The sequence below is a fragment of the Pseudoclavibacter sp. RFBG4 genome, assembly GCF_002931515.1.
Lineage (GTDB): Bacteria > Actinomycetota > Actinomycetes > Actinomycetales > Microbacteriaceae > Pseudoclavibacter.
The window spans coordinates 32,415-57,130 of the sequence record NZ_PSYC01000028.1 but is presented as its reverse complement, the minus strand read 5'-3'; the positions used below and the strand labels follow the sequence as shown (position 1 = coordinate 57,130).

Annotated in this window: 25 protein-coding genes; 8 read left to right on the top strand and 17 right to left on the bottom strand. The window is 69.8% G+C overall.

Annotated features, from left to right (window positions below; genetic code table 11):
* The first annotated feature begins 1 nt into the window (after window position 1).
* The 4 genes from C5E10_RS10860 to C5E10_RS10845 are packed head-to-tail and all read left to right on the top strand — an operon-like array spanning window position 2 to window position 3,017.
* A complete protein-coding gene (locus C5E10_RS10860; RefSeq protein WP_146080236.1) occupies window positions 2-808 on the top strand; it encodes a hypothetical protein in 807 nt (268 codons plus the stop codon).
* Entirely contained in the window at window positions 805-1,767 is a 963-nt protein-coding gene (locus C5E10_RS10855; protein ID WP_104331648.1) for a PDR/VanB family oxidoreductase, read from the top strand. Before C5E10_RS10860 ends, C5E10_RS10855 begins: the two co-directional genes overlap by 4 nt.
* Window positions 1,764-2,795: a DUF3445 domain-containing protein gene (locus tag C5E10_RS10850; protein WP_104331647.1), complete on the top strand. Its 1,032-nt coding sequence runs from the start codon at window positions 1,764-1,766 to the stop codon at window positions 2,793-2,795. The genes C5E10_RS10855 and C5E10_RS10850 overlap by 4 nt, the downstream gene beginning before the upstream one ends.
* A gap of 21 nt (window positions 2,796-2,816) precedes the next feature.
* On the top strand, window positions 2,817-3,017 hold the full coding sequence (locus C5E10_RS10845; RefSeq protein ID WP_104331646.1) for a hypothetical protein: 201 nt from the start codon (window positions 2,817-2,819) through the stop codon (window positions 3,015-3,017).
* Window positions 3,018-3,094: 77 nt separating this feature from the next.
* On the opposite strand, the gene C5E10_RS10840 is transcribed toward C5E10_RS10845, so the two are convergent.
* From C5E10_RS10840 to C5E10_RS10830, 3 genes are all read right to left on the bottom strand, one after another.
* The gene (locus C5E10_RS10840; protein WP_104331645.1) at window positions 3,095-3,847 is read right to left on the bottom strand and encodes a sulfite exporter TauE/SafE family protein; all 753 of its coding nucleotides are present in this window, start codon (window positions 3,845-3,847) and stop codon (window positions 3,095-3,097) included.
* 181 nt (window positions 3,848-4,028) lie between these two features.
* Window positions 4,029-5,084, bottom strand: a complete 1,056-nt coding sequence (locus C5E10_RS10835; RefSeq protein WP_104331644.1) for a carbohydrate kinase — start codon at window positions 5,082-5,084, stop codon at window positions 4,029-4,031.
* Window positions 5,081-5,698 carry a maleylpyruvate isomerase family mycothiol-dependent enzyme gene (locus tag C5E10_RS10830; RefSeq protein WP_104331723.1) on the bottom strand — a complete coding sequence of 206 codons (618 nt, stop codon included), beginning with the start codon at window positions 5,696-5,698 and terminating at the stop codon, window positions 5,081-5,083. The genes C5E10_RS10835 and C5E10_RS10830 overlap by 4 nt, the downstream gene beginning before the upstream one ends.
* A gap of 169 nt (window positions 5,699-5,867) precedes the next feature.
* Here C5E10_RS10830 and C5E10_RS10825 point away from each other — a divergent pair, with 169 nt between their 5' ends.
* The gene (locus C5E10_RS10825; protein WP_104331643.1) at window positions 5,868-7,061 is read left to right on the top strand and encodes a zinc-dependent alcohol dehydrogenase; all 1,194 of its coding nucleotides are present in this window, start codon (window positions 5,868-5,870) and stop codon (window positions 7,059-7,061) included.
* Between the two features lie 228 nt (window positions 7,062-7,289).
* On the opposite strand, the gene C5E10_RS10820 is transcribed toward C5E10_RS10825, so the two are convergent.
* From C5E10_RS10820 to C5E10_RS10800, 5 genes are all read right to left on the bottom strand, one after another.
* Window positions 7,290-7,748 carry an SRPBCC domain-containing protein gene (locus tag C5E10_RS10820; protein ID WP_104331642.1) on the bottom strand — a complete coding sequence of 153 codons (459 nt, stop codon included), beginning with the start codon at window positions 7,746-7,748 and terminating at the stop codon, window positions 7,290-7,292.
* Window positions 7,749-7,951: 203 nt separating this feature from the next.
* The gene (locus C5E10_RS10815) at window positions 7,952-8,695 is read right to left on the bottom strand and encodes an SCO1664 family protein (RefSeq protein ID WP_104331722.1); all 744 of its coding nucleotides are present in this window, start codon (window positions 8,693-8,695) and stop codon (window positions 7,952-7,954) included.
* Window positions 8,696-8,817: 122 nt separating this feature from the next.
* Window positions 8,818-9,426 (bottom strand): DUF3090 domain-containing protein, encoded by a 609-nt coding sequence (locus tag C5E10_RS10810; protein ID WP_104241000.1) that lies wholly within the window; start codon window positions 9,424-9,426, stop codon window positions 8,818-8,820.
* Window positions 9,427-9,442: 16 nt separating this feature from the next.
* Window positions 9,443-10,180, bottom strand: a complete 738-nt coding sequence (locus C5E10_RS10805; protein ID WP_104331641.1) for an MSMEG_4193 family putative phosphomutase — start codon at window positions 10,178-10,180, stop codon at window positions 9,443-9,445.
* A 146-nt stretch (window positions 10,181-10,326) separates the two neighbouring features.
* Window positions 10,327-11,976, bottom strand: coding sequence for an ABC-F family ATP-binding cassette domain-containing protein (locus C5E10_RS10800; RefSeq protein WP_104331640.1), 1,650 nt, complete (start codon window positions 11,974-11,976; stop codon window positions 10,327-10,329).
* Window positions 11,977-12,335: 359 nt separating this feature from the next.
* Here C5E10_RS10800 and C5E10_RS10795 point away from each other — a divergent pair, with 359 nt between their 5' ends.
* Window positions 12,336-13,526: an alpha/beta fold hydrolase gene (locus C5E10_RS10795; RefSeq protein ID WP_104331639.1), complete on the top strand. Its 1,191-nt coding sequence runs from the start codon at window positions 12,336-12,338 to the stop codon at window positions 13,524-13,526.
* A gap of 418 nt (window positions 13,527-13,944) precedes the next feature.
* Complete coding sequence (locus C5E10_RS10790; RefSeq protein ID WP_104331638.1) at window positions 13,945-14,154, top strand: hypothetical protein; 210 nt, start codon at window positions 13,945-13,947, stop codon at window positions 14,152-14,154.
* Between the two features lie 350 nt (window positions 14,155-14,504).
* Here C5E10_RS10790 and C5E10_RS10785 read toward each other — a convergent pair whose 3' ends face one another.
* From C5E10_RS10785 to C5E10_RS10750, 8 genes are all read right to left on the bottom strand, one after another.
* Window positions 14,505-14,750 carry a hypothetical protein gene (locus tag C5E10_RS10785; protein WP_104331637.1) on the bottom strand — a complete coding sequence of 82 codons (246 nt, stop codon included), beginning with the start codon at window positions 14,748-14,750 and terminating at the stop codon, window positions 14,505-14,507.
* Between the two features lie 387 nt (window positions 14,751-15,137).
* The gene (locus C5E10_RS10780) at window positions 15,138-15,887 is read right to left on the bottom strand and encodes an SGNH/GDSL hydrolase family protein (RefSeq protein WP_104331636.1); all 750 of its coding nucleotides are present in this window, start codon (window positions 15,885-15,887) and stop codon (window positions 15,138-15,140) included.
* Between the two features lie 333 nt (window positions 15,888-16,220).
* Window positions 16,221-16,532 carry a hypothetical protein gene (locus C5E10_RS10775; protein WP_104331635.1) on the bottom strand — a complete coding sequence of 104 codons (312 nt, stop codon included), beginning with the start codon at window positions 16,530-16,532 and terminating at the stop codon, window positions 16,221-16,223.
* A complete protein-coding gene (locus C5E10_RS10770) occupies window positions 16,529-17,239 on the bottom strand; it encodes a DsbA family oxidoreductase (protein ID WP_104331634.1) in 711 nt (236 codons plus the stop codon). The genes C5E10_RS10775 and C5E10_RS10770 overlap by 4 nt, the downstream gene beginning before the upstream one ends.
* A gap of 130 nt (window positions 17,240-17,369) precedes the next feature.
* Window positions 17,370-18,830 carry an HNH endonuclease signature motif containing protein gene (locus C5E10_RS10765; protein ID WP_104331633.1) on the bottom strand — a complete coding sequence of 487 codons (1,461 nt, stop codon included), beginning with the start codon at window positions 18,828-18,830 and terminating at the stop codon, window positions 17,370-17,372.
* A 316-nt stretch (window positions 18,831-19,146) separates the two neighbouring features.
* Entirely contained in the window at window positions 19,147-19,512 is a 366-nt protein-coding gene (locus tag C5E10_RS10760) for a DUF5956 family protein (protein WP_104331632.1), read from the bottom strand.
* 45 nt (window positions 19,513-19,557) lie between these two features.
* A complete protein-coding gene (locus tag C5E10_RS10755) occupies window positions 19,558-20,538 on the bottom strand; it encodes an SDR family NAD(P)-dependent oxidoreductase (RefSeq protein WP_104331631.1) in 981 nt (326 codons plus the stop codon).
* A 56-nt stretch (window positions 20,539-20,594) separates the two neighbouring features.
* Entirely contained in the window at window positions 20,595-22,577 is a 1,983-nt protein-coding gene (locus tag C5E10_RS10750) for a beta-galactosidase (RefSeq protein ID WP_104331721.1), read from the bottom strand.
* Window positions 22,578-22,667: 90 nt separating this feature from the next.
* Between C5E10_RS10750 and C5E10_RS10745 the strand changes: the two genes are divergently transcribed.
* Entirely contained in the window at window positions 22,668-23,687 is a 1,020-nt protein-coding gene (locus C5E10_RS10745) for an aldo/keto reductase (RefSeq protein WP_104331630.1), read from the top strand.
* A 26-nt stretch (window positions 23,688-23,713) separates the two neighbouring features.
* Here the strand turns inward: C5E10_RS10745 and C5E10_RS10740 are convergent, their stop codons facing one another.
* Window positions 23,714-24,643: a LysR substrate-binding domain-containing protein gene (locus C5E10_RS10740; protein WP_258071090.1), complete on the bottom strand. Its 930-nt coding sequence runs from the start codon at window positions 24,641-24,643 to the stop codon at window positions 23,714-23,716.
* Between the last annotated feature and the right edge of the window lie 73 nt (window positions 24,644-24,716).

Here is a 24,716-nt window from a genome sequence, read left to right as displayed (position 1 = left end):
CGTGGAACCGGTGGCGGGCGCTGAGGCGGTCGTGACCGAGGTCGCCCCTGGCGTGAGTCTGGCCGCGACGAGCTCGTCTCGCTGGCGGCGGCTGCTGGCCTCGGGGAGCAGCAGGGACGTGGATCCCGACCGGGGCGAGGACGCTCGCGCCCGCCGCATCACGTTCCTCGTCGACACCGTGGATGAGGCCGATACCGGCGACGGCATCATCGTCGAGCTCGGGGACTTGGCCTCGCCGGCATCCCGAGCACGGGTCGACGCCGCGCTCGCGCGGGCCCGGACCGGGTGGCGGTTCCGCGTCGGCGGCGACGAGGCCGCTCTCGGTGCCTTGCGGGCGATCCTGCACGAGGCGGGTGTCCTCGACGAGGAGATCGAGTTCGTGCTGGCGGCGCCCGGGCAGAGCGACGCGCAGGTCACGGTGTACTGCGGCCACTGCCACGCGAAGACGCGCACGACGGCGCCGCACGCGAGTGGTCCGGCGGGTCCGGCGGATTCGGCGCAGCCGTCCGAGCTGTCTGAGCTGTCTGAGTCGGCCGCACCGGCCGAGCTGGTGGCCTGCGGGGGATGCGGCATCGCGCTCACCGTGTACCACCACTATTCGCGTCGACAGGGCGCCTACCTGGGGTACTTCGCCGGCGCAGAGCAGGGCAGTGCCGAGCTTGAACCAGCCGAGCGGGGCCGTGCCGAGCAGGGCAGTGCCGTGCAGGGCCGTGCCGAGCAGGAGCCTGCCGATCAGGACCCCGCCGAGCACCCCTCGGCGGGTCGCCGCCCCGTCACGCGTGAGCGCTCAGAACTGGCCCTCGCGTGAGCGGCGCCGTCCTCGACCTGGTCGTCGCCGGTATCAGCGAGCTCTGCGTCGGCGTCCGCGCCATCGAGCTGCGGGACGCGGCGGGCCGCGTGCTGCCGTCGTTCGCGCCGGGGAGCAGCATCGCGGTGCGGCTCGGCGACGGGTCGCGCAACTCCTACTCGCTGACCGGCCCCGGTCGCCGCCCCGGCCACTACTCCGTCTCGGTGCGGCTCGACGACCGCGGGCGGGGCGGGTCGCGGTGGATGCACGACCGCAGGATCGGCGACCCCGTCACGGTCAGTGCGCCCTCGAGTGCGTTCCCGCCCGTGCTGTCCGCGCGCCATCACCTGCTCGTCGCGGGCGGCATCGGCGTCACGCCGATCCTGTCCCACGCGAGGGCGGCGGCCGAGTGGGGTCGCTCGTTCGAAGTGGTCTACGCGTTCGGCGCCGGCGGGGGTGCGCACCGTGAGGAGCTCGAGCGCCTCAGCGGCGGGCGTCTCACCGTCTGCGGCAGCAGGACCGCGTTGGGCGAGCACCTTGACCACGCGCTCCTCGACCAGCCCCTCGGCACCCACCTCTACGTGTGCGGGCCGGTGGCCATGATCGACGCCGTCCGCGACGCGGCGCTCACCGCCGGGTGGCCCGAGGCGCGCATCCACGCTGAGGCCTTCACGGCTCCAGAGCTCGAGCCAGGCGAAGCGTTCGACGCGCGGCTCCTCGGCCTCGGTCGGACGATCCGCGTCGAGTCGGGCACGACGCTCCTCGACGCCCTGCTCGCCGAGAACGTTCCGGTGCCGAACCTCTGCAGGCAGGGCGTCTGCGGGGAGTGTCGCGTCGGCGTCAGACCGGCGCGCGGCGCGGAGACGGCCGGCATCGAGCACCGCGACAGCTTCCTCACCGAAGAGGAGAAGGGCCGCGGCGACTGCCTCATGCCGTGCGTCTCCCGCCCGAGAGGCGAGATCCTGGAGCTTGAACTGTGACCGCATTCGCCGCCAGCGAGGTCGACCATTCGGTCGCCGTCGCCGGATTCCCCTTCCCGTTCCCCAAGGAGACCTACCGGTACAGCACGAACGTGGAGCCCGCCTCGGTGCCCCGCGCGACACCGGTCGGCACCTGGGGCGAGCATCCGGTCGATATCGACCATGCCTACCGTGGCGAGCTCGCTGAGCGGGCCCGCATCCTCAGCGCCGACCCCTCGCGGCTGCAGTGCCTGCCGCACATGGTGCCCGCCGCGTGGGATGCGATGTTCGTGCTCATGGAGCGGCTCTCCGAGGCCTACCCCGAGCACATGAGCCTCACGCGTGAGGGCGGTGGCTGGCACTGGCACAACGGACTCCTCGGCATCGACCGCTGCTTCGCGGTCGGTGAGTCCTCCTCGATGCCGGAGGGGCCCCTCGGGTTCATCGGCCAGCAGATGCAGGAGGACGTCGTGCTCCTCGACCAGCGCGACGACGAGCTCTGGGCCGACGCCGGGCTCGTGACGTTCGCCGCGGACTGGTCGTTCGGCTTCGACGTGGGCATGTCGTTCCTCGAGATCCACGGACCGGTGCCTCGCGTGCACGAAGAGGGGGTCATCCCTCGGGCCCAGGCGTTTCTCATGCGGCTCGAGCCTGGACAGAGCTACCGGCGCACGAACTGGACTCTGACCGTGGATGGGAAGCTGGACACGTCGACGGAGACGTACCCCGAGTGGGGGCCGGACAGGACCTCGCTCGTCGATGGGCCGCTCGCGGACGTCGGCACGCGACTCCACCTGCGAACCGAGGTGCAGCACCTCATCCGCCTGGCAGAGTCGAACGCCATCATGTTCCTGATCCGCAGCTACCTGCTGCCGTTCGCGGCGCTCGCGACGGTGCCGGAGTGGGCGGCGCGGACGGCGGATGTGCTCGAGGAGCTCCCGGAGGACATGGCCGAGTACAAGGGCGTCAGTCGCACGCGCGAGGCGGGCATCCGCTGGCTGCGGGAGTTCGGCGGAGCCTGCGATGGCGAGGCCGCAGGGGCTGCCTAGCTGCTGTGTAGCCTTGCCGTCATGGCTGATGCTGACCAGGTCCCATCCGAACTCGCCGACGAGACCGAGCCGCCAGCGCCCACCCAGCAGGAGCGCGCCGAGGCGACACTCCGGTCGATCGTGTCCGGCGGCGACCTGTCCGCCGAGACCATGAAGCTCTCGAACGAGTTCACCGACCGCCACGTGTCACGCTTGAAGGCGCTCTTCCGGCGCTCGCCCTAGCAGGTGCGGGCTGGCGGCCGGAGGCGAGGAGCGATCACCGGCGAACAGCGTTCCCAGCCGACCAGCGATCTCAGACCTCAGACGAGCAGGTAGACGGCGCCGGCGACCGTGAGCACGAGCACGATGCGGTCGAAGACCTTCTGGCTCAGGCGGGGCGCGAGCCAGCGCCCGAGGAAGGCCCCGCCGATGAGGAGCGGCACGAGCAGCAGGTCGAGCACGAGGGTGCCCGGAGTGATGAGCCCGAGGCCGACCGAGAACGGCAGCTTGGCGATGTTGACGATCGCGAAGAACCAGGCGGCCGTCCCCAGGAAGGCCTTCACGGGGAACTTCGCGGCCAGGAAGTACATCGCCATGACCGGCCCGCCGGCGTTGGCGACCATGGTCGTGAACCCGCCGAGGGAGCCGTACCCCGCGCGGGCGATCTTCGCGGCTCGATCGCTCGGCGTCTCCGGGGTGCGGTAGCGGCGCCACACGGTGATCGTGACGAGGATGAGCAGGATGATGCCGATGACACGGCGAACCCAGCTGTCGTCGGCGAACGCGAGGAACGCGGCACCGGCGAGCAGGCCGACGGCGACGGCCGGGATGAGCTTGACGAGGGTCGGCCAGTCGGCGTGGCGGCGGTAGGTCCACAGGGCGAACATGTCGCCGACGATGAGGAGCACGAGCAGCGCCCCGGTCGACTGCTTGGCGGGGAGGACCGCGGCGAACGTCGCGACGGAGAGCGTCGTGACCCCCGGCAGGGCGGTCTTCGAGACGCCGACGGCAAACGCGGCGACGGCGAGCAGCACCCAGGCGAACGTGGGGAGTTGGGGGAGCAGCTCGAGCATCAGAAAAGTCTAGGCCCGAACTCGGTTTTGTCCTGTCGTGACGACAACGGAGCGCTCGGTGCCCATCGGTCGGTGTCTCTTAGCCCGCGCACGCTGCCACGCGCCCGTCGCCGAGCGTCAGAACCTGAGCGCCGGATCCCCGATCACCAGCCTCCACCCCGAGGCTCGGCCCCGGGGCGCCCTAGCCGAGTCGGGGCGCTGGCTCCTCGCCGGCGAGCTCCCGCGGCCAGGGTGGGTTGGCGCCCGCGCGCGCCACGGTGACGGCCGCGCTGCGTGCGGCGGTCGCGAGGGCCGCGTCCGCCCACGCATCTTCATCGAGGCCGTCGACGAGGGCGTGGCGGGTGCTCGCAGCGGAAACCGCGTGCAGGAGTCCGGACATGAAGGCGTCGCCTGCGCCGACGGTGTCGACGACGCGGACCGGCGGAGCCTCCACGGTGAGCTCACGCCGTGACGTGCGCGCGAGTGCGCCTTCGCCGCCGCGGGTCATGACGGCGAGGCTTGCTCCGAGCGTCGTGAAGCGTCGCAGCACCTCCGAGGGGGAGACGCCCGGGTAGAGCCACTCGGCGTCTTCGTCGCTCAGCTTCACGACGTGGCTGAGCGCCACGAGGGCTTCAACGCGCTCGCGCACCGTCTCGCGGTCGCCCATGATGGCCGCGCGCACGTTGGGGTCGTAGCTCGTGAGGATGCCGCCGTGCGCTCTGGCCTCGGCAAAGGACGCACGGACGACGGCGCCGCCAGGGTCGACGACCGCGCCGATCGACCCGGTGTGGAGCACCTCGACGTCGTCGAGGTGCGGCGTCGGCAGCGAGAAGTCGAGGTCGAACTCGTAGCTGGCGCTGCCCTGCGCGTCGAGGGTGGCCTTCGCCGTCGAGGTGCGCTCGCCGTCGAGTGCTCCGTCGACGAGCGCGACGCCGGACTCCTCGAGGTGCGTGAGTACGAGGCGCCCGAGCTGGTCGTCGGCGAGGCGCGCGGCGAGCTGGGAGGGATGGCCGAGACGCGCGAGCCCCACGGCGACGTTCATGGGGGAACCGCCCGGCAGGGCGCGCCCCTCCGGGGAGTCGGCGTCGCCCGGGAGCAGGTCGACGAGGGCTTCACCCAGCACGAGGGTGCTCGCGAGGTGGGTGCTCGTGAGGTGACCTGCGGAGTCGTGGCGTTCGGACCCGCCGTGGCGTTCGGACCCGCCGTGGCGTTCGGAGCTGGACGCTGCGTGCTCGGTGGATGGTTCCCGCTGGTTCATGAGATCGCCTCCGGTGCGACGTCGCGACCGCTCAGCCACAGGAGCAGGTCGATGGCTCTTCCCCTGACAGCCGGCCCGTGGCCGAGCGTCAGCGATCGGTCTGGTGTGGCACCCGCGTCGATCGCGACGAGGGTGCGGTCGGCAGCGAGCTCCCGGCCGCCGCCCATGGCGACGGGGGTCTTGCGCTGGTGGGCGATCGCCTCGAGCACTGCGGCGCGCGGGTACGTGTGGGTGATGCCGAGGGGCCTGCGGATGTCCTCGCCGTGCACGAACGCTTCCACGTAGCGCGTTGCCGCGGGCGTCGGTGCGCTCGAGGTGCGGCCGGCGGCGGCTCGGAAGCGCTCGAGCGTGTCGCGCGGATGCTCCTGCCGCTCGGCCTCCATGCCGCGCTGGTTGAGGGCGTCGAAGTCGAAGCGCGCCGACGCGAGCTGCGCGACGAAGCTGAACGGCGTGGTCTTCGCGTCGTTCACCAGGTGCGCGAGCACGTCGTGCACCGTCCACCCCGTGCAGAGGGAGGGGGTCGCCCATGCGGTGTCATCGAGCCGCTCGAGGTCCGCGATGAGCGCCTCGCGCTCCGCGTGCACGACACTCCAGGGTGCTCCCGATCGACTCACGTGCACGACGCTACCGTTTCGGCGAGCTCCCGGCGAGCCGCAGGTACGGCTGGGAAGTCAACCCCGCGCGGCGCAGAGGCGCCGGTCCGTAGCCTCGGGGCGAACCCCAGGGATCTCCGGGCGCCCGCTCGAGGCAGGCGCCCGTTCTCCCGCGAAGAGAGGAATCCTCATGCGCGCACTCACATGGCAGTCGACCGGCAAGGTGACCGTCGAGACGGTCCCGAAGCCCCTGATCCAAGAGACGGGGGACGCGATCATCCGCGTCACCTCGGCCGCGATCTGCGGCTCCGACCTGCACCTGTACAGCGTCTTCGGGCCGTTCCTCGCGAAGGGCGACATCCTCGGCCACGAGACGATGGGCATCGTCGAGGAGGTCGGCGACGGGGTGACGAAGCTCAGCGTCGGCGACCGGGTAGTCGTGCCGTTCGTGATCGCCTGCGGCGACTGCGTCGCCTGTCATTCCGGCCTCTCCACGCAGTGCGAGGTGACGCAGAACACAGATCAGGGCACCGGTGCTGAGTTGTACGGCTACACGGAGCTCTACGGATCGGTGCCAGGCGGGCAGGCGGAGTACCTGCGCGTGCGCCTCGCGGACAACAACGCCATCAAGGTCGGCCACGAGCTGTCCGACGAGCGGTACCTGTTCCTCAGCGACATCCTCCCCACGGCCTGGCAGGGCGTCCAGTACGCGAACGTCCCGGCGGGCGGAACCCTAGCGGTCCTCGGGCTCGGACCGGTCGGCCAGTTCGCGGCGCGCATCGGGAAGCACCTCGGCTACCGGGTGCTGGGGGTCGACCCGGTGCCCGAGCGTCGCGCGCTCGCGGAGCGCTACGGGGTCGAGGTCTTCGACTACGACTCGCAGACCGCCGAGTCCCTCCGCGCGGCCACCGAGGGGCGAGGCCCCGATTCAGTCGTGGATGCGGTCGGGCTGGAGGCGCACGGTGCCGGTGACGGCAGCGGGTTCGCCGAGATCGCGCAGAAGGGCGCCGGGCTCCTCCCGGATGCGCTCGCCAAGAAGGTCATCGAGACGGTCGGCGTCGACCGTCTCTCCGCCGTCATGCTGGCCATCGACGCGGTGCGCCGCGGCGGGACGGTCTCGCTCAGCGGGGTGTACGCGGGAACGGCCGACCCGATGCCGCTCATGACGATGTTCGACAAGCAGCTGACGCTGCGCATGGGCCAGTGCAACGTGCAGCGGTGGATTCCCGAGCTGCTTCCGCTCGTCGAGGACAGCACCGATCCGCTCGGCACCGAGGACCTCGTCACGCACCGTATGCCGCTCGAGGACGCGCCCCGCATGTACGAGGTGTTCCAGAAGAAGACGGATGGATGCATCAAGGTCGTCCTGAAGCCCCGCGGCTGACGCACGATGGCTGAACCCGTGCGGCTGATGCACGTCGGCTGATGCAGCGAGGCTCACGCACCTCGGCTGGCGGATGAGGGGCTGGCAGATCGCAGGCTGGCAGATCACCGGCTGGCAGAGATCACGGGCTGCCAGCCGCTGCGCGTCTCGCAAGGCCGACCAGGCGACCCGTGCGGGCGCCTGGTCGGCACGCGGAAATCTCCCTCGCGCGCTGCAGCGCTTGATCTGTCAGTGAGCGACGTGGCTGGCGAGGTTCTCGAGGGCCTGGGTCCAGCCGTCGTAGACGTTGTCATCACCCGGCTCGCCCGCGATGCCTCGCACGCGCAGCGCGAGCTCGGTCTCGTCGCCGCTCGCGGTGAAGTCGACGGCCACGACGGGGGACTCAGCGGGGTCGTCGTCGGGGGAGCCCCACGTGAAGACGAGCCGGTCGGGTTCCGCGACGAGGAGGTAGGTGCCCGCCGTCGGATACTCCTCACCGTTCTCGTCGTTCACCATCGTGTACCGGTAGGTGCCGCCCTCGCGCACGTCGACGGCGATGGAGTCCCGCGGCGTCGAGACCCCGGCCGGGTGATGCCAGAGAGTGAGCTCGTCTGGGTCGGTCCACGCGCGCCAGACGCGCTCGCGGGGAGCCCCGACGTTGCTGTGCAGGGTGAATTCGGGGTGGGCGACGGCTTCCGGACTGGTCATGGCTTCTCTCCTCTGCGTCTGTCGACTCGAGGGCAGCTGCAGATTCGTCAGCGTGCGAGCCGAGCTGGCAGCAGGCTGGGCTCCACGGTTTGGAGTCGGCTCAGAGCGTCCAGAGCGCCCAGAGCGTCCGGGTTGTCAAGAGCGTCCTGAGCGTCCGGGCCCGTCAGGTCGTCCTGGCCGGTCGATGCGGCTTGAGCGTGCGATCAGAAGAGCGGCCAGGGGGCGGCGGGCATGTCGCCTTCAGGGGCGGGGAACTCGCCGTCCTGAACCAGTCGGTCGACGCGCGCTGCGAGCGCGTGGAGCTCGACGTCGGAGAGCAGCTTGGCCAACTGCGCCCCGAGCCCGGAGTCGCGTCCGTCGTCGAGCGCGGCCCGGAGCGTTCGGACGCTTGCCAGCTCCTCGCCCGTGAACGCCTCGCCGATCCACCCCCAGAGCACGGTGCGCAGTTTGGGTTCGGCGTGGAAGGAGAGGCCGTGGTCGACGCCGTAGCGGTGGCCGTCTGCCATGGCGAGGACGTGCCCGCCCTTGCGGTCCGCGTTGTTGACGATGGCGTCGAAGATCGCCATGTGGCGCATGGTCTTGGAGTCCTCGTGCACGAGAACGACCTCGCGACCGGTCTCGTCCTCGCCCGTGAGCACGGTCCGCCATCCGGTGTCGGGCACCTCGGAGGCGTCGACGAGGTCGACGGCATCTTGAGCTTCGTCGATGTCCTGCCACAGTTGCAGCGTGCCTGGCCCGAACTGGCCGTCGCCGAGCCAGGTGCGGGGCACGATGTTCCAGCCGAGGCTCTCGGAGACGAGGTAGGCGGCGACCTCTCGCTTCGCGAGGTCGTTGTTCGGGAAATCCCACAGCGGGCGCTCGCCCTGTGAGGGCTTGTAGACGACTTCGACGGGTTCCTCGCCGGGCACCGTGTAGTTCCCGACGAAGGAGGCGTTGGAGGCGCCCATCAGCCTCGCGGTGAGCTCGAGGGTCGGCCCGGACGGTGTTGTCTCGGCCGACGAGGTCCCGTCGTCGGGCGTGTCATCGTGCGCCACGTCTGTGTTCGGTCCTGTGTTCGGTTCCGGGTCGGTCACAGGCCGTCGTCGGCCGGGCAGTCGTGGCCTTCGGGGTCTTTGGGGAGGCCGCAGCGCGGGCAGAGCGATCGGCCGGCGCCCACGATCTCGAGGGTGCGCTTCGCGAAGGCGCGCGCCGAGCCGACGGGGATGCGGACGCGCAGCAGCTCTTCCGGCTCGACGGCTTCGACGAGCTCGTCGAGGCCCGCCATGCGGGCGAGCTCGGCCTCGAGAGCCTCGGTGTCCGCATCCGCGTCGATCTCGAGTTCGACCTCGACCACGGGGATCACCTCGAGGATGACCTGCGCGGTCGCCGGCTCCCAGCCGAGGCCGATGGTTCCCACGCGGAAGCGACCGTCGACGGGCGTGTCGAGCGGTTCCTCGTCGATGAGCTCGATGGGGGTCGAGCTGGGCACGCTGTAGCGGTTCCCGTCTTCGAGCATCAGCTGGTCGAGGATCTCGTCGACCTTCTCGGCGAGCAGCGCCGACTGCTCCTTCTCGAGGATGACGCTGATGACGCGAGCGCCGTCGCGGGCTTGCAGGTAGAAGGTGCGCTCGCCGGGCTTGCCGAGCGTGCCGACGATGAATCGGTCCGGCCAGTCGAATTCGTGCACGAGGGTCGTCATGGTCTCAAGCCTATGCTCAGGACGCTCTGCCCGCGCCGCCGCCGACGGTCGCGTCGCCCGAGTGGGACGCGCCATCCGGGGAAGTCTGGGCCGGGACGAGCCAGGCGAGGTCGCCAGCATCGGAGTTGATGATGGGGACGCTCGGGCGCGCCTTGCCGTAGCTGATGATCGAGGTGGAGGCGGGGCCGACCGCGAGGCGCTGGAACAGGTCGAGGTGCATGCCGAGGGCGTCGGCGAGGATCGACTTGATGATGTCGCCGTGGCTCACGGCGACCCACACGGCGCCGGGGCCGAACTCGCGCTCGACCTCCGCGTCGTGGCGGCGAACGGCGGCGACCGCCCGAGACTGCATGGTGGCCATCGACTCCCCGTCGGGGAAGGTGACGGCGGAGGGCTGCGTCTGCACGCTCGCCCACAGCTCCTCCTTGGCGAGGTCGGCGAGCTTCCGGTTCTGCCAGGCGCCGTAGCCGCACTCGGTGAGGTCGTCGTCGACGAGGTCGAGGGCCGGCTCCAGGTGCGCATCCGTGAACGGCGCGGTCGGCTGCTGGGCGCGAATGGCTGCAGCTGTCTCGAGGCAGCGCTCGAGGGGGCTCGTGACGAGCCGTGCCAGGGGCACCGCGGCGAGGCGAGCCCCGGTCGCTGCGGCCTGTGCTCGGCCGGTCTCGTCGAGAAGGACTCCTGGGGTGCGTCCCGCGAGCAGCCCGCTCGCGTTCGCAGTGGTGCGTCCGTGTCGGACGAGGATGACGGTGGCCATGCGGCACAGCCTAGGACGTGTGCGGCGGCGCGAGCCGTGCGGGCGTCCAGGTCCGAGCCGTGCGCGTCGGGAGGCTCTGTCGGCGGGAGGCTCTGTTGTGGCGAGGCTCCGGCGTTCGGAGGCTCCCGGGTGCGCGGCCGCGACGGTCAGCGTTCCGTGAGCTGACCGCCTTCGACGTGCCAGGCGCGGTTGAGCTGCACGGTCTCGAGCATCCGCCGGTCGTGCGTGACGAGGAGGAGGGTGCCCTCGTAGCTCTCGAGGGCCTGCTCGAGCTGCTCGATGGCGACGAGGTCGAGGTGGTTGGTCGGCTCGTCGAGCACCAGCAGGTTGACGCCCCGGGCTTGGAGGAGCGCGAGCCCTGCCCGGGTTCGTTCGCCGGGGGAGAGCTCGTCGGCGCGGCGTCCGACATGGTCGGCCTTGAGGCCGAACTTGGCGAGCAGGGTGCGCACCTCGGCGGTTGGCCAGTCGGGCACCTGTGCTTCGAACTGCTCCGCGAGCGGTGCTGGCCCGGTGAGGGCGGCCCGTGCCTGGTCGATCTCACCGAGGGCGACGCTGGAGCCGAGGCTCGCGGTTCCCGAGTCCGGCTGGATGTGCCCGAGCAGCAGGCGGAGGAGCGTCGATTTTCCTGCGCCGTTCGGGCCGGTGATGCCGATGCGGTCACCGGCGTCGACCTGCACGGAGACGGGCCCGAACGTGAAGCTCCCGAGGTGCAGCTCGGCGCGGGAGAGCGTCGAGACCACGGAGCTGGAACGTGGAGCCGTGCCGATCGTGAACTGCAGCTGCCACTCCTTGCGCGGCTCCTCGACCTCGTCGAGGCGCGCGATCCGGCTCTCCATCTGACGCACTTTCTGCGCCTGCTTCTCGCTCGACTCCGTGGCCGCTTTCCGCCGGATCTTGTCGTTGTCCGGGGCTTTGCGCATGGCGTTGCGCACGCCCTGGCTCGACCATTCGCGCTGCGTCCTGGCCCGCCCGACGAGGTCCGCCTTCTTGTCCGCGAACTCCTCGTACTCCTCGCGCGCGTGGCGTTTCGCGGTTGCCCGCTCCTCGAGGAACGCCTCGTACCCGCCGCCGTACACGTGGTTGCTGTGCTGGGCGAGGTCGAGTTCCAGCACGCGGGTGACGCTCCTGGCGAGGAACTCGCGGTCGTGGCTCACGAGGACGACGCCACCGCGGAGGCCCTGGATGAAGGCCTCGAGTCGTTCGAGCCCATCGAGGTCGAGGTCGTTGGTCGGCTCGTCGAGGAGCACGATGTCGAAACGGGAGAGCAGGAGGGCGGCGAGGCCGACTCTCGCGGCCTGCCCGCCGGAGAGCGAGGTCATGAGGGCGTCGGTGCTCAGCTCGAGTCCGAGTTCTGCGAGCACGACCGGGAGGCGCTCTTCGAGGTCGGCAGCTCCGCTCGCGAGCCAGCGCTCGAGGGCGACGGCGTACACGTCGCCGGGGTCCGGGGCGCCTGGCTTCGCCTCCTCGGCGAGGGCCTCGGCCGCAGCATCCATCTCCGCGGTGGCCTCGGTGGTGCCGGTGCGGCGGCCGACGTACCGGGCCACGGTCTCTCCGGCGACGCGCTCGTGCTCCTGGGGGAGCCAGCCGATGAAGGCATCGGCCGGCGCGAGCGACACGCTGCCCTCCATGGGCTCGTCGATGCCGGCGAGGAGGCGCAGCAGCGTCGACTTGCCCGCGCCGTTCGCGCCCACGACGCCGACCACGTCGCCGGGGGCGACGACGAGGTCGAGGGACGAGAAGAGCGTGCGGTGGTCGTGGCCACCCGCGAGGTCCTTGGCGACGAGGGTTGCGGTCATTGCTCTATGTTCGCGCACTCTGGGAGCCCGTGCAGACGGCTCGCGGGCTCACGCACCTCCGTTGCGTTCGGCAGTGACTACTTGACCGGGTGCGGGGCCGGGTCGACACTGAACTCGCAGCCGACATACCTTCGCTGGCTGCGTTGCCGCTCGTCTCCGGATGCTTCCGGCTCGCGGGCCGCGGAAGAAGGTTCGGGAGAGGACAGCCAGTGGCAGAGACGCCGTCGAACCCGCCGCAGGAGCCTCCGCGGCGATGGGTGCTGAGGTCTCCTAACCTGGGCCGTGCAGCGTCACGCTCACGCTCACGCTCACGCTCACGCTCACGCTCGCGCTCACCGAGGCGAGTCGTCGCGTTCGTCGTGACGGGGGCGCTCGCGGTCGCCGCGGTTCTCCTCGGTGCCGAGGTGCTGCGGGTGAGCGGCGACACCATCGAGCAGGGGAATCTCGCTGCGTTCTACGTGCAGCTGGACGGGGACGTCCCCTCAGAGCCAGGGACGCTGGTGCGCAGCGAGCAGCTGCTCGGGACCCCGATCGGCTCGCAGGCGTGGCGCATCCTGTACTCGTCGACCGACCTCGATGGGGCTCCGGTGCTCGTGTCCGGGGTCGTCGTCGTCCCGGACGGCGAAGCCCCCGCAGACGGGCGGACGGTGCTCGCGTGGGGCCATCCGACGACCGGCACGGATCCATCGTGTGCGCCGTCGCGAGCCTTCGATCCGTTCATCGGCATCGAGGGGATGCGCCTCATGCTCGACCGCGGCTACGCGGTCGTCGCGACCGACTACCTCGGCATGGGGGTCACCACCGCGGACGGCGCGCAGGCAGGGCAGGACTCCTACCTCGTGGGGGAGACGGCGGCGCGCAGCATGCTCGACTCGGTGCGAGCTGCTCAACAGATCGACCCAGTGCGGGCAGGCGACGACGTCGTGCTCTGGGGGCACTCGCAGGGCGGTCAGGCTGCGCTCTTCGCGGCACAGGAGGCGCCGAGCTATGCGCCGGAGCTCACGATCGCCGCGGTGGCGGTCGCGGCACCCGCCGCTGATCTCACGAAGCTCATGGGGTCGCACCTGGACGACATCTCCGGGGTCACGATCGGCTCGTACGCGTTCCCGGCGTTCGCCGAGGTGTACGCGAGTGTGCCGGGCGCGGAGCTGTCGAGCATCCTCACCCCGGCCGCGATCGACAAGGCTCCGCAGATGAATTCGCTGTGCCTGATGAGCAGCCTCACCGAGCTGCACGACATCGGGCAGCCGCTCGTCGGCGAGTTCACGCTGCACGACCCCACTACTGCAGAGCCGTGGGCAACTCTCCTGCACGACAACTCGGCCGGGGGCAAGAACATCGATGCGCCCCTCTTCGTCGCACAGGGAAGCGCCGACGAGCTTGTGCTCCCCGCCGACACAGCTGCGTTCGTCGCCCACGAGGAATCGATCGGGATCGAAGTGCACGCCGTGACCGTGCCCGGAGCAAGCCACGGAACTATCGCCTACGAGTCACTCCCCGAGCTGGAACGCTGGCTCGAGCAGCACGTGCCGACCAACGGAGGTCCCTGATGCTCGAGGTCCCACGCCCCGCATCCGTCGGTCGTGCGCTCGCCGCGATTCTCGGGCCACCTGTCGCCGTGGGCGGATGCTCGACGCGATCCCCAACGACGTGGACCGCCCGTGGTCCGCGAAGATCACCGATATCGAGGTGCCCGAGGAGCAGCCATCAGGGAGCGGCACACGCACATGGCGGCGTCCTCGGGCGGGTGGCGGTGTCTCGAACGGTGTTGACTGACTCGCCGGGCGGATTGACTTGCCCGTCTGATTGACACGCCGGTGCGGTCACGGTGCATGTGCGGTCGCGCGGATCCGGGGCGAGTCCACGTCTCGCGTGCACGCCGTTCGGAGCCTCGAGTGCTTCCCTGGGATCAGTCGGGCCGCAGTCAGCTGCCCGCGAAGATCCGAGCGCAGTGAGGCGGCGAAGATCATGGGAGTCACCAACATCGAAGAGGGAGTTCCCGAGGGCGAGGAGAGGTGGCGAGACGAAGGCGGCTCCGGTGAAAGCACGCACTTCCACGCGCACGGCTGGCGTCCCGACCCCCTGGTGCCGAACTCGGCGCCATCAGCGGGGGCCGCCCCCGATGGGGTGACGCCGCCCGCCCCGGTGCCGACCGGCGCGGACGAACAGGGCCGCTAGCCCAGGACCGCTCGCTGACAGCGAGACTCGAGGTCGCGTAGGAGGCGACGTGTCCGAGATCGCGTCCGACACGACGCTGATCGGGGCAGCCCGGGACGGGAGCGCCCGGGAGGAAGCAGCCGCACTGGGCCGTCCAGCCGGGTGCGCCGGCTTTGCGACGGGGCCGCTAGGCGGACGCACTTGAAATCCGCCTGCGCCCGCTGCCCGGGTGTGCCCGCTTGCGGGTGGGCCCGCCATCCGGATGCACCCGCGTGCGGCTGGGCCCGCCATTCGGACGCACCACTGTGCAGATGAGCCCGATCTGTAGCTGGGCAGGCGATCTGGCCGCGTCCGCTACTTGTCTGGGTCCGCTACCCGGCTGTGCGGGCGTCGGCCGCAGCGCGGCGTCCGGTCCGGCGGCGCCGGGGACGTGCCGCCGCGACGTCCGACTGGTCGTGCTCGACGGGGAAGAGGGCCTCGGAGAGAGCCTCTTGGGCTTCGTCGAGCGTCCCGTAGTCGCCGATGCTCTGGCCCTGGGGGCCCTGGAGGGTGTGCAGTCCGGTGTCTGCGATCGTGATGAAGCCAGCGAACTCGTCGCTGATGGTTGCCGCGTACACGTCGTCGTCGGCTTGTCGCCAAGAGACTCGAGGTGCGGGCAGGGTGAATGGTATTGCGAGTGTGATGCGATTCTTCGTTTCGTTGCGGCGCAACCCGCCAGCGTTGGCGGGGCGCGTTCTTTCAAGCATGTGTGCGCCGCTGTGGGCGCCTGCTGGTCAGCCGACTCGTGCTCGTGAGCAGTGCGGGCGTCTCGGACTTGGGTCCTGGTGGCCACGGATCCGGTGGCGCGGATGGCGACAGGCAGAATCTGGAATGTCCGCGAGAAGCGGGGTGATCATGCGTCGACTCAACCACTATACGGCACGAAGCCTGAATGAGAAGGTTTTCTCATCAGCGATGACATCGACGGCAGCGTCTGCGGGCCGCCTCTTTCGCTGACGGCGCTGCTAGTCGGTGGCGACCGGGTCGAGCGTCGGGTACTTCGGCGTGCGCGAGTCGCCTGACGACTTGCCGGTGAGTCGACGACCGATCCAGGGAAGCACGTACTCCCGCCAGTACTCGGAGTTGCGGGGGCGCTGGATGCTGGGGGTCTGGGGCCCGAAGTCAGGTGCGGGCACGTCGAGGGCGGTGAGGACGTTCGCGGCGACCCTCCGGTGGCCGCTCACCCCCATGTGGAGGCGGTCGCGTGACCAGTAGTCGAGGTGGCGCAGCTCAGGGTCCGCCCAGTTGTCGACGAAGGTGATGCCGGCTTGCGGCGGCATCTTGGCGTGCACAGCGGCGGCGAGCGCGTCTCCGCGTGCCGCGATGCGCTTGCCCATGGGGAGGTGGTCCGAAGGGTTCGCGCCCGAGAGGAGGATGACGTGGATGCCGGCATCGCGTGCCTGCTTGGCGCCGTCGACGAGCCGCTGGGCGACGTCATCGATGGAGACGCGGGGGCGGAGGATGTCGTTGCCGCCGCCGTTGAGACTCATGAGCTGCGGCTTGAGCGCGATCGCGGCGGGAAGCTGCTCTTCGAGGATCGCGTCGAGAAGTCGCCCCCGGATGGCGAGGTTCGCGTAGGTGACGGGCTCCGGCGACGAGACGGCGAGACCCTGCGCGACGAGGTCAGCCCAGCCGCGCACCCGGCCATCCGGCAGCTCATCGCCCACGCCCTCGGTGAAGCTGTCACCTACGGCGACGAAACTCGTGAATTCCATGGGGAGAGTCCATCACACCGGAGCACCCGCGCCGCTCAGGAGCGGAGACGCGCGCCGGAGCTCCCTCGGCTCCTCGTGCAGGCTCGGCGGCGGATGCGACTCAGCGCGGAGCTGCTCTGTTCCATTCTGCCCTGCTGAGCTCGCGTCAGCACGGCTCGGCTCACGTCAGCTGAGCTCAGCTCAGCTCAGCTCAGACCTGCGTCTCACATCAGATCGGGACAGCCCGGACAGGCGGCTCAGATCAAACTCGGCAGGCAATTCTGACCTCACCTGACCCGACCTCACCTCACCTGGTTTGACCTGACCTGACGAGATCAGACCTGTCTGATCTGATCAGATCAGGCAGGCGTCGCCCTCGCAGGCGATGCCGGCATCCCCCAGCATCGTGAAGCCCCCTGCCTGAGGAGAACCCGGAGCGGCGTCCGAGTCCGCGTCCAGGGCACCTGGGGTCACGCTTGAAGCGCTCAGGGTGCCCGTGCTCACGCTCGAAGTGCCCATGCCCATGCCCATGCTTGTACCCGCAGTAGCGGTTGCATCCGCAGTTGCACCTGGAGTCGCCGTCGCCTTCTCCGGCGCCGCCGCAGCGGGGGCGGCGGCCGTGGCGGTGGTGGATTCGTTCACGCCGTTGATCAAGTGGTCGGTCACGCGGTCGTGTTGTCGCGGTCGGTGGTGACCTTGTTCAGGACATCCGCGAAGGTCGCCGCTTCCTGGGCGCCGGAGACGCCGTACTTGCCGTCGATGACGAAGAAGGGGACGCCTTGGATGCCGTACGCCTGCGCCTGCTGCTGGTCGGCGAGGACGTCGTCGTGGTGCACTCGCTCTTCGAGCGCGTGCACGGCAGCGGCGCGGTCGAGGCCGAGCTCTTCGGCGAGGTCGGCGAGCACTTCGATGTCGCTGAGGTCGCGTCCTTCGACGAAGTAGGCCTTGAGGAGGCGCTCCTTCGCGTCGAGCTGGCGGCCGTTGGCCTTCGCGAAGTGGATGAGCTCGTGCGCGCGCACGGTGTTGACGTGCTGGACGGAGTCGAAGTCGTAGTCGAGGCCGACGTCCTTCGCGATGCCGGTGACCCGGTCGAGCATCTGCTCGACCTGCACGACGGGGAGGCCCTTGCGCTCGGCGAGGTACTCGGTGGTCGAGCCGTGGAAGTCGATGGGCGTGTCGGGGGACAGCTCGTAGCTGTGGTACTCGATCTCCACGGCCGGGGCGTCAGCCGACGCTGCGAACTGCTCGATGCCGCTCTCCAGTTTCCGCTTGCCGATGTAGCACCAAGGGCAGGCGATGTCCGACCAGATGTCGATGCGGATCGGAGCCTGGCTCGATGCTGCCTGAGATGTGTTCTGCGTTGCTGTCGTCACACGCAATGCAACAGGGCCACTTTCTTGCCTATTCCCAAGTAAAGCCGGCGGGCCGGCGGGCCGGCGGGCCGACGGCCCAAACGCCACGCCGACTGACCCCTCCTCGACGCTCGAGTCGAGTCGAGTCGAGTCAGAAGGGTGGCTCGGGAGGGGTGCTGGGCGCCGCGGGCGGAGGATCCTCGTCTTCTTCACACGGTGGAATGCTGCCTCGCCGCCAGGGCAGTTGATCGGTGGGTGTGAAGGTGGGGCCGTGGGGTTCGGGGTGGTCTGTGTAGGTTTTTCCGCTTGGGGTGGTCCATTGGAGGGTGCCGCCGTCGTGTTGGGTGACGGTCCAGGCTGTGTGGTGCTTGATGATGTGGTGGTTTTTGCAGAAGTCGCTGAGGTTCCAGGTGGCGGTTGTGCCGCCGTATTGGTGGTCGATGGTGTGGTCGAGTTCGCAGTTCGTGGCGGGTTGGCGGCAGCCGATGAAGCGGCAGTGGATGTCGCGGGCTTTCAGGAAGGCGCGCATGGCCGCGGTGGGGGTGTAGGAGTCGACGGCTTGGAGTGCTCCGGTGATGGGGTGGGTGAGGAGGCGGATGAAGGCGGGTGCGGTCGCGGCGAGGCGTTTCGCGTCTTCGATGGGCATGGGGGACATGCCCTCGAGCAGCGCCGGGGCTCGACCCGGCCGGGTCGGGTCGGGGAAGAGTGTCGTGATGGGGATGCTGAGCTGGACGGTGGCTTGAATGCCGTTCGCGGCGCTCGAGACGGTGGGGTCGCTCGTGAGGAGCAGGTCGGCGATGACGTCCGCCATGACCTGGTCGAGGGTGCGCTCGTCGGGCGCGACCGGGTCTTCGGTCGTCTCGGTCGTGCTGCTCTCGGGGGTGTCGGGGGAGTGGGTGGCTGGCTTGGGGCGGGCTTTGATGATGGCCTTGCTCTGCTTGCGCGCTCGGTCGCGGATCGCGTGCGCGAGGAACGAGTCCATCAGTACCCGCAGCACGCTCATCCCGTCGCCGAGATCTTCGACCGTGACGCGGCGGTGCTTTTTCGCGCGTTCGTGGCGTTGCTCGATGGACTCTCCGGTCAGCTCTTCCGCGACGCGCTCGGCTGCGTTCTGCAGCGCTCTGGGCGGCAATGGCTCCTGGCGGACCCGCTCCAGCATGACCTGGACGAACTCGCCCCGCCGGTGGGTCTGCTCGGCCGGGTCGTCGTGGTTGACCTTCAGGCCGACCTCGACGAGCGTGTGCACCTGCGCGGGGGTCGCGACATTGCTCTCGAGTGCAACCGCGAGGGTCGGGAACTCGCGCAGCGTCACCGACGCCGACGCGAGGTGCCCCTGGGCGGTGCCGGCGGCGAGCTTCACGAGCAGAGCGACCTCGTTCGCGATCGATCGCACGTGCATGGCCGATTCCGCGCACCCCTCGGCCACATCGAGGGCGTGCCCGAAGTCGTAGGCGGCGGCGTGGGCTCGCAGCTGCAGGGCGGCGCCGGCCGCGAGCATCGCCGCGGCAGCTTCCTCCATCGCGAGAATCTCCGAGCGACGAGCTGCGACAGAAGCCGGGTCCAAAGGGTCGAACCCCGGATCGGCCGCGTCGTTGCTGCGGTGCTGTTGCATGGACCCAAGTCTACCGGACCGGTCCGATTCTCGGGAGGGTCGTGCATAACTTTTTTAGGCTCCCGAAGCCATATGCGGGCGTTCACGGGAGATATCCCCAGAAGTGGCAGGCACTCGGCATGGTCGATATTCGTAGCTGTGTGCGATTAGTAGCCCGGCATGACAGTGAAATGCTGTTCACAAAATTCTAGCGACGCCGAAGCTGGTCCCGAGGGAAATGCCCACGAAGACCACGCGACCCGCCGACGCCCCGACCCGCGCCATCACGGGCTCGCGCGCCCACCTCGCGCGCCCACCTCCGTGCCGACTTCCGCGCCTACTCCCGTGCCGGTTCGGCCAGCAGCTCTCGGAGCGCGGTCAGCATTCGCTGGGCCGCGAGGCGTCCGTTGTTCGGGTCGATCGCGTGGTGGGCAGCCATGCACGCGCCGTTCAGCCTGCCCTCGTCGACGCCTGCGGGCAGGCTGATCTCCCAGTCGACGCCGAAAGGCTGCTCGGGAACACCTGCATGGGCGAGGTATTCGGCGGTCATCTCGTGGATGATCGCGCGGATCTCTTCCGTAGCGGGCTCCAATGGGTGCCCGTCTGGGCTGTGCGTCGGGTACGTCGCGGGCCGCTGGCACACGTACTCGGGGCCAGCCAGGTAGGCGATGAGTGCCGTCCATCCGTTCAGGTCGAGGTGCACACGCGTTCCGGCTCGGGGGCTCTCCGTCGGGAAGTCGCTCCAGGTTCAGGTCGGAAGCTCTGGCTCGGCGGGCCTGGAGGCCTCGTCCGCGAGGAGTGACTCTGAGAGCTCCCAGAGCCTGCCAGCGGCATCAGCGTCGAGAGCGTGGGCGACGACGCCGTGGACGCCGTCGGTGACCTCCTCGACCAGCTGCGCCGGGTGGCAGTCCTCGTAGTAGGCCGGTGTGCCGGGTCCGAGCTCGGCGCGGGTTGCGACGAACACGGACGTCGCGGCGCCCTGCTCGGGGGTCTTGCTCGGGAAGCGTTCTTTCATGTCGGCGAGCACCTCTGGATCCCAGTGTCGCTGCAGGTTCGTCCAGATCCCGCCGGGCATGAGCGCCGCGGCCGTGATGCCGCGGTCGGCCCAGCGCCGCGTAGCCTCGAGCGCGAAGAGCACGTTCGCGGTCTTCGACTGCCCGTATGCGAGTCCGGAGTCGTAGTCGTCCCTGACGAAGAAGGGGTCGTCGAAGCGGATGCCGCTCGAGGCGTGCCCGCTCGAGCTCACGACCACGACGCGCGCGTTCCCCGCCTCGGTGAGGGCGGGCAGCAGCGCATTGGCGAGCGCGAAGTGCCCGAGGTGGTTGACGGCGAACTGCAGCTCCCAGCCGCCCGGGGTTCTGAGTTCCGGGGTGTGCATGATGCCGGCGTTGTTTACGAGGAGGTGCAGGGGCCCGATCCAGGCCTGGGCGAGCCTCTGCACGGTCGCGAGGTCGGCGAGGTCCAGGTGCTCGACGCGCACGTCCGGGTTGCCGGTGGATGCGCGAATGTCGGCCGCGGTGCGCTCGCCAGCGTCGAGGTCGCGGACGGCGAGCGTCACCGCCGCACCCGCCGAGGCGAGCGCGCGGGCCGTCTCGACGCCGATGCCGGAGCTCGCTCCCGTCACGAGCGCGGTCCTGCCGGTGAGGTCGATGCCCTCGACGACGTCGAGGGCCGTCGAGCTCGCACCGAACTGGGGCGTGCCGAACGCGGGTGTCGTCTGGGGTGTCATGACTCGTTCATATCAGCGCGCCGTGACGAGACCCTGACCGTTTCCGAGTGCGCCCGTCAGTCGTCGGCGCGCGGAACGGCGACGACGCGGACGCTCCCACCCGCGACGGTGTCGTCGGAGCTCACCGCCCTGTCGGCGAGGAGGTCGTGCCCGGCGATGCCCGCGCCCGCATCCAGCGCCCCGTGGTTGATCTGGAATACGTAGTCGGTGCCCTCGCCGTGGCGCACGACGGTCTCGAGGTCGCTGATCGGTGAGTATGCGGTGTCGGCGCTGTCGAGCACGGCCGTGACGAACCCGTCGAGGTCTGCACCGTCGAGCGCGGTGGAGAGGTACCAGGCGGTGCCCTCGCCGAAGCTGTTCCGTGTGATCGCCGGTCGGCCCGCGCCGGGCCCGTCGGCGAAGTCGGTGACGCTGTGTGCGCCCTGGAGCTCGATGTCGTCGCTCCAGACGCGGCCTATCGATCCGTCGGCGAGCGTCGTCCGCTCCCCGGCGCGCAGGGGAAGGAACTCCTCGATGACAAGTCCGAGCACGTCGCGGAGCTGCCCCGGGTATGGGCCGGTCGGCACGTCGTCGTTGCTCGAGACGATGCCGGAGAAGTAGGAGAAGGCGAGTGTGCCGCCTCCTGAGGCGTAGTCGCGGAGGTTGGCGGCGGCGGCGTCCTCGATGAGGTACAGGGACGGGGCGAACACGACGTCGTAAGCGGTGACGTCGGCGGCGGGGTGGACGAAGTCGACCGTCACGCCGCGGCGCCAGAGTGCCGAGTAGAACGCCTCGACCCGTTCCCGGTGGTCGAGGTCGACGGACGGCCGCCAGTCGAGGTCCTGCGCCCAGAAGGAGGTCCAGTCCCAGGCGATCGCGACCCGAGCGTGCACTCGGGACCCGAGGATCGGGGCGAGGGCGGTCAGGTCGGCTCCGAGCGCGACCGACTCGCGCCACTTCCGCGATGCCTCGCCGGCCTGGGGGATGAGGGCGGAGTGGAACTTCTCTGCGCCCTTCTGCCCTGCACGCACCTGGAAGAACAGCACCGCGTCGGCGCCGCGGGCCGCGTGCGCGAGGCTGTTGCGCCGCATCTCGCCCGGGCGCTTGGCGATGTTGCGGGGCTGCCAGTTCACGGCGGAGGTCGAGTGCTCCATGAGGATCCACGGCTTGCCTCGGGCGAGCGAGCGCGTCAGGTCGGCGGCGCGTGAGAGCTGGATGTGGTTGTCGTCCTGCTCGGCGGTGAGGTAGTGGTCGTTGGCGACGATGTCGACCTCGTCGGCCCACTGCCACAGGTCGACGCTCGGGCAGATGCCTGCCATGAAGTTCGTGGTGATCGGCTGCGGGGCGTGCTCGCGGATCACGTCGCGTTCGGCCTTGAAGCACTCGAGCAGCGCCGCCGAGCTGAAGCGATGGAAGTCGAGGCGGTGGGCGGGGTTGCTCGCCGTTCCCGAGGTGCGAGGGGCGTCGATCTCGTCCCAGGAGCCGTAGCGCTGTCCCCAGAAGTTCGTGCCCCAGGCCGCGTTGAGGGTGTCGAGTGTGGCGTAGCGGTCCTGCAGCCAGACACGGAACGCGGTGACGGAGGCGTCGTCGTAGCTCTCCGTGATCGGGGCGCCGTACTCGTTGTGCACATGCCAGAGCACGACTGCCGGGTGCTGCGCGTATCGTTCTGCGAGCTTCGCCGCGATGGCCGTCGCCGCGAGGCGGTACTCCGGGGAGCTCGGGCTGACGATGCCGCGCGAGCCGAAGGCCAGGGGGATGCCGTCGCGAGTGACGGCCCTCGTGTGCGGATACTTCCGGTAGAACCAGGCGGGCGGGGAGGCGGTCGGCGTCGCGAGGTCGACGTCGATGCCGGCGGCGTGGAGCAGCCCGATGATCTCGTCGAGCACCGTGAAGTCGTAGACGCCCTCCTCTGGCTCGATGAGGGCCCACGAGAAGATGCCGATGCTGACGAGGTTGATGCCGGCGTCGCGCATGAGGCGGATGTCCTCGTCCCACACTTCACGAGGCCACTGCTCGGGGTTGTAGTCGCCGCCGAAGCGGATCTTCTGGGGGCCGGGCATCCACGTCGATGTGTTCACCCGAGAGAGCTTACGTCATCGTAAATCAGACGCGCCATTGACTTACGAAAGTGAAAGTGGCTGAATCGGTGCATGACCGACGAATCGCGCCCCGCCTACGAGGCTGCCCCAGACCGGTACGAGCGGATGCGCTACAGCCGTTCCGGGAGGAGCGGGCTGAAGCTCCCGGAGCTCTCCCTCGGCCTCTGGCACAACTTCGGGCGGGAGCGGCCCCTCGAGACGCAGCGGGCGACCCTGCGCCGGGCGTTCGACCTCGGCATCACCCATTTCGACCTGGCGAACAACTACGGCCCGCCGCCTGGCTCGGCCGAGGAGAACTTCGGCCGGATCTTCGCCCAGGACCTCGCCGCCCACCGCGACGAGATCCTCGTCTCCTCGAAGGCGGGCTACGCCATGTGGTCGGGGCCATACGGAGAGTGGGGGTCGCGCAAGAGCGTGCTCGCCTCGCTCGACCAGTCGCTCGGGCGCCTGGGCCTCGACTACGTCGACATCTTCTACTCGCACCGATTCGACCCGGAGACGCCGCTCGAGGAGACGATGGGCGCACTCGCCACGGCGGTCGACTCCGGGCGGGCGCTGTACGTCGGCGTCTCGAACTACGACCCCGCCCAGACGCGCGAGGCGGCGCGCCTCCTCGCGGGACACGGCATCCCGCTCACCATCCACCAGCCCAGGTACTCGATGTTCGACCGCCACATCGAGCGGGGCCTGCTGCCGGTGCTGGATGAGGTCGGGGCTGGCGGGATCGTGTTCTCGCCGCTCGCGCAGGGGCTCCTCACCGACCGCTACCTCGGCGGTGACGTGCCGGAGACCTCGCGGGCCGCGACGTCCAGGTTCCTGTCTGCCGATGGAATCGACGCCGAGTACCTCGCCCGGGCCCGCGCGCTGAACGACATCGCGGCGGGGCGCGGGCAGACGCTGGCGCAGCTCGCGTTGAGCTGGGTGCTCCGGCACCCGCAGGTGACGAGCGCGCTCATCGGCGCGTCGAGCGTCGGGCAGCTCGAGCAGAACGTGGCCGCGCTGGAGGCGCCGGCGCTGACCGAGGACGAGCTCGCCGCGATCGAGCCCTTCGCTGTGGATGGCTCCATCTAGCGTCTGGCCGAACGCCGGGGCTCGCTTCAGCTGGCGTCGGCTGTCGTCCCGAAGAGCTCGCGTGCGAGCTTCGCGATGACACGGACCTTGGCGCTCGGCTTGACTTCGGAGAGGCGCACGAAGCAGACGTCGAGGGGCGCGACCGTCTCGGCGATCGGCACCGAGACGAGTTCGCCCCCGTCGTAGGTCTGCGGCATCTCCGGGCGGTGGTTGAGGATCGAGAACCCGTGCCCGCGCGCGACGAGCGAGCGAACCGTCTCGTAGCTCCTGGAGCTGTAGCGCACGGCGGGGTGCACGCCCGCGTCGGCAAGCATGCCGAGGAAGTAGTCGCGGGAGTGGGCGATGTCGAGGAGGATCAGGTCCTCCTCGGCGAGCTCTGCCAGCTTGATCCGCTTCCGCTGCGCGAGGTGATGATCGACGGGCAGGATGATGTGCGGCGGCGACGCGTAGAGGTGGTCGAACGTGAGGTCGTGCACCGCCCCGAAGTCGTAGGCGATGGCACCCTCAACCGAGCCGTTGAGGAGGAGCTCCACCGTGCCGTCGACATCGGCCTCGATGATCTCGATCTGCAGCTCGGGGTGCTCCTCCTTGACTCGGGAGATGAGCCTTGGGAGCACGAAGGGGGCCAGCGTGACGAAGCAGGCGAGGCGCAGGGTTCCACGCACGGAGGTGTGGTGACCGCGCACGTTATCGGCGACCTCGTCAACCTGGGCGAGGAGCGGCTGCGCGTCGCGGAGCAGCTGCGTGCCCGCATCCGTCAGTGCGAGTCCCTTGCTGCGCTGGCGGATGAAGAGCTGCACGCCGAGCGACCGCTCGAGCTGGGCGATGGCGGTCGAGACGGCGGACTGCGCGACGTGCAGGTCGAGGGATGCCTCGGTCATCGACTGCTTGGTCGCGGCGGCGACGAAGTACTGGAGCTGGGTGAGGGTCATATCGAAGCGGCTGGATCTTGCCATGGACGGATGGTATCTCGACTGATGATGCGGGTGGCGCTGCAGTTCACGAATTCTGATGCGGTTCTGGAAGGCC

Bases quoted from the DNA above. Each gene is read 5' to 3' on its own strand.
- C5E10_RS10845 (WP_104331646.1), top strand. From the start codon at position 2,817: ATGGCTGATGCTGACCAGGTCCCATCCGAACTCGCCGACGAGACCGAG.
- C5E10_RS10840 (WP_104331645.1), bottom strand. From the start codon at position 3,847: ATGCTCGAGCTGCTCCCCCAACTCCCCACGTTCGCCTGGGTGCTGCTC.
- C5E10_RS10835 (WP_104331644.1), bottom strand. From the start codon at position 5,084: ATGAACCAGCGGGAACCATCCACCGAGCACGCAGCGTCCAGCTCCGAA.
- C5E10_RS10825 (WP_104331643.1), top strand. From the start codon at position 5,868: ATGCGCGCACTCACATGGCAGTCGACCGGCAAGGTGACCGTCGAGACG.
- C5E10_RS10820 (WP_104331642.1), bottom strand. From the start codon at position 7,748: ATGACCAGTCCGGAAGCCGTCGCCCACCCCGAATTCACCCTGCACAGC.
- C5E10_RS10815 (WP_104331722.1), bottom strand. From the start codon at position 8,695: ATGGGCGCCTCCAACGCCTCCTTCGTCGGGAACTACACGGTGCCCGGC.
- C5E10_RS10810 (WP_104241000.1), bottom strand. From the start codon at position 9,426: ATGACGACCCTCGTGCACGAATTCGACTGGCCGGACCGATTCATCGTC.
- C5E10_RS10805 (WP_104331641.1), bottom strand. From the start codon at position 10,180: ATGGCCACCGTCATCCTCGTCCGACACGGACGCACCACTGCGAACGCG.
- C5E10_RS10800 (WP_104331640.1), bottom strand. From the start codon at position 11,976: ATGACCGCAACCCTCGTCGCCAAGGACCTCGCGGGTGGCCACGACCAC.
- C5E10_RS10790 (WP_104331638.1), top strand. From the start codon at position 13,945: ATGGGAGTCACCAACATCGAAGAGGGAGTTCCCGAGGGCGAGGAGAGG.
- C5E10_RS10780 (WP_104331636.1), bottom strand. From the start codon at position 15,887: ATGGAATTCACGAGTTTCGTCGCCGTAGGTGACAGCTTCACCGAGGGC.
- C5E10_RS10765 (WP_104331633.1), bottom strand. From the start codon at position 18,830: ATGCAACAGCACCGCAGCAACGACGCGGCCGATCCGGGGTTCGACCCT.
- C5E10_RS10755 (WP_104331631.1), bottom strand. From the start codon at position 20,538: ATGACACCCCAGACGACACCCGCGTTCGGCACGCCCCAGTTCGGTGCG.
- C5E10_RS10750 (WP_104331721.1), bottom strand. From the start codon at position 22,577: ATGCCCGGCCCCCAGAAGATCCGCTTCGGCGGCGACTACAACCCCGAG.
- C5E10_RS10745 (WP_104331630.1), top strand. From the start codon at position 22,668: ATGACCGACGAATCGCGCCCCGCCTACGAGGCTGCCCCAGACCGGTAC.
- C5E10_RS10740 (WP_258071090.1), bottom strand. From the start codon at position 24,643: ATGGCAAGATCCAGCCGCTTCGATATGACCCTCACCCAGCTCCAGTAC.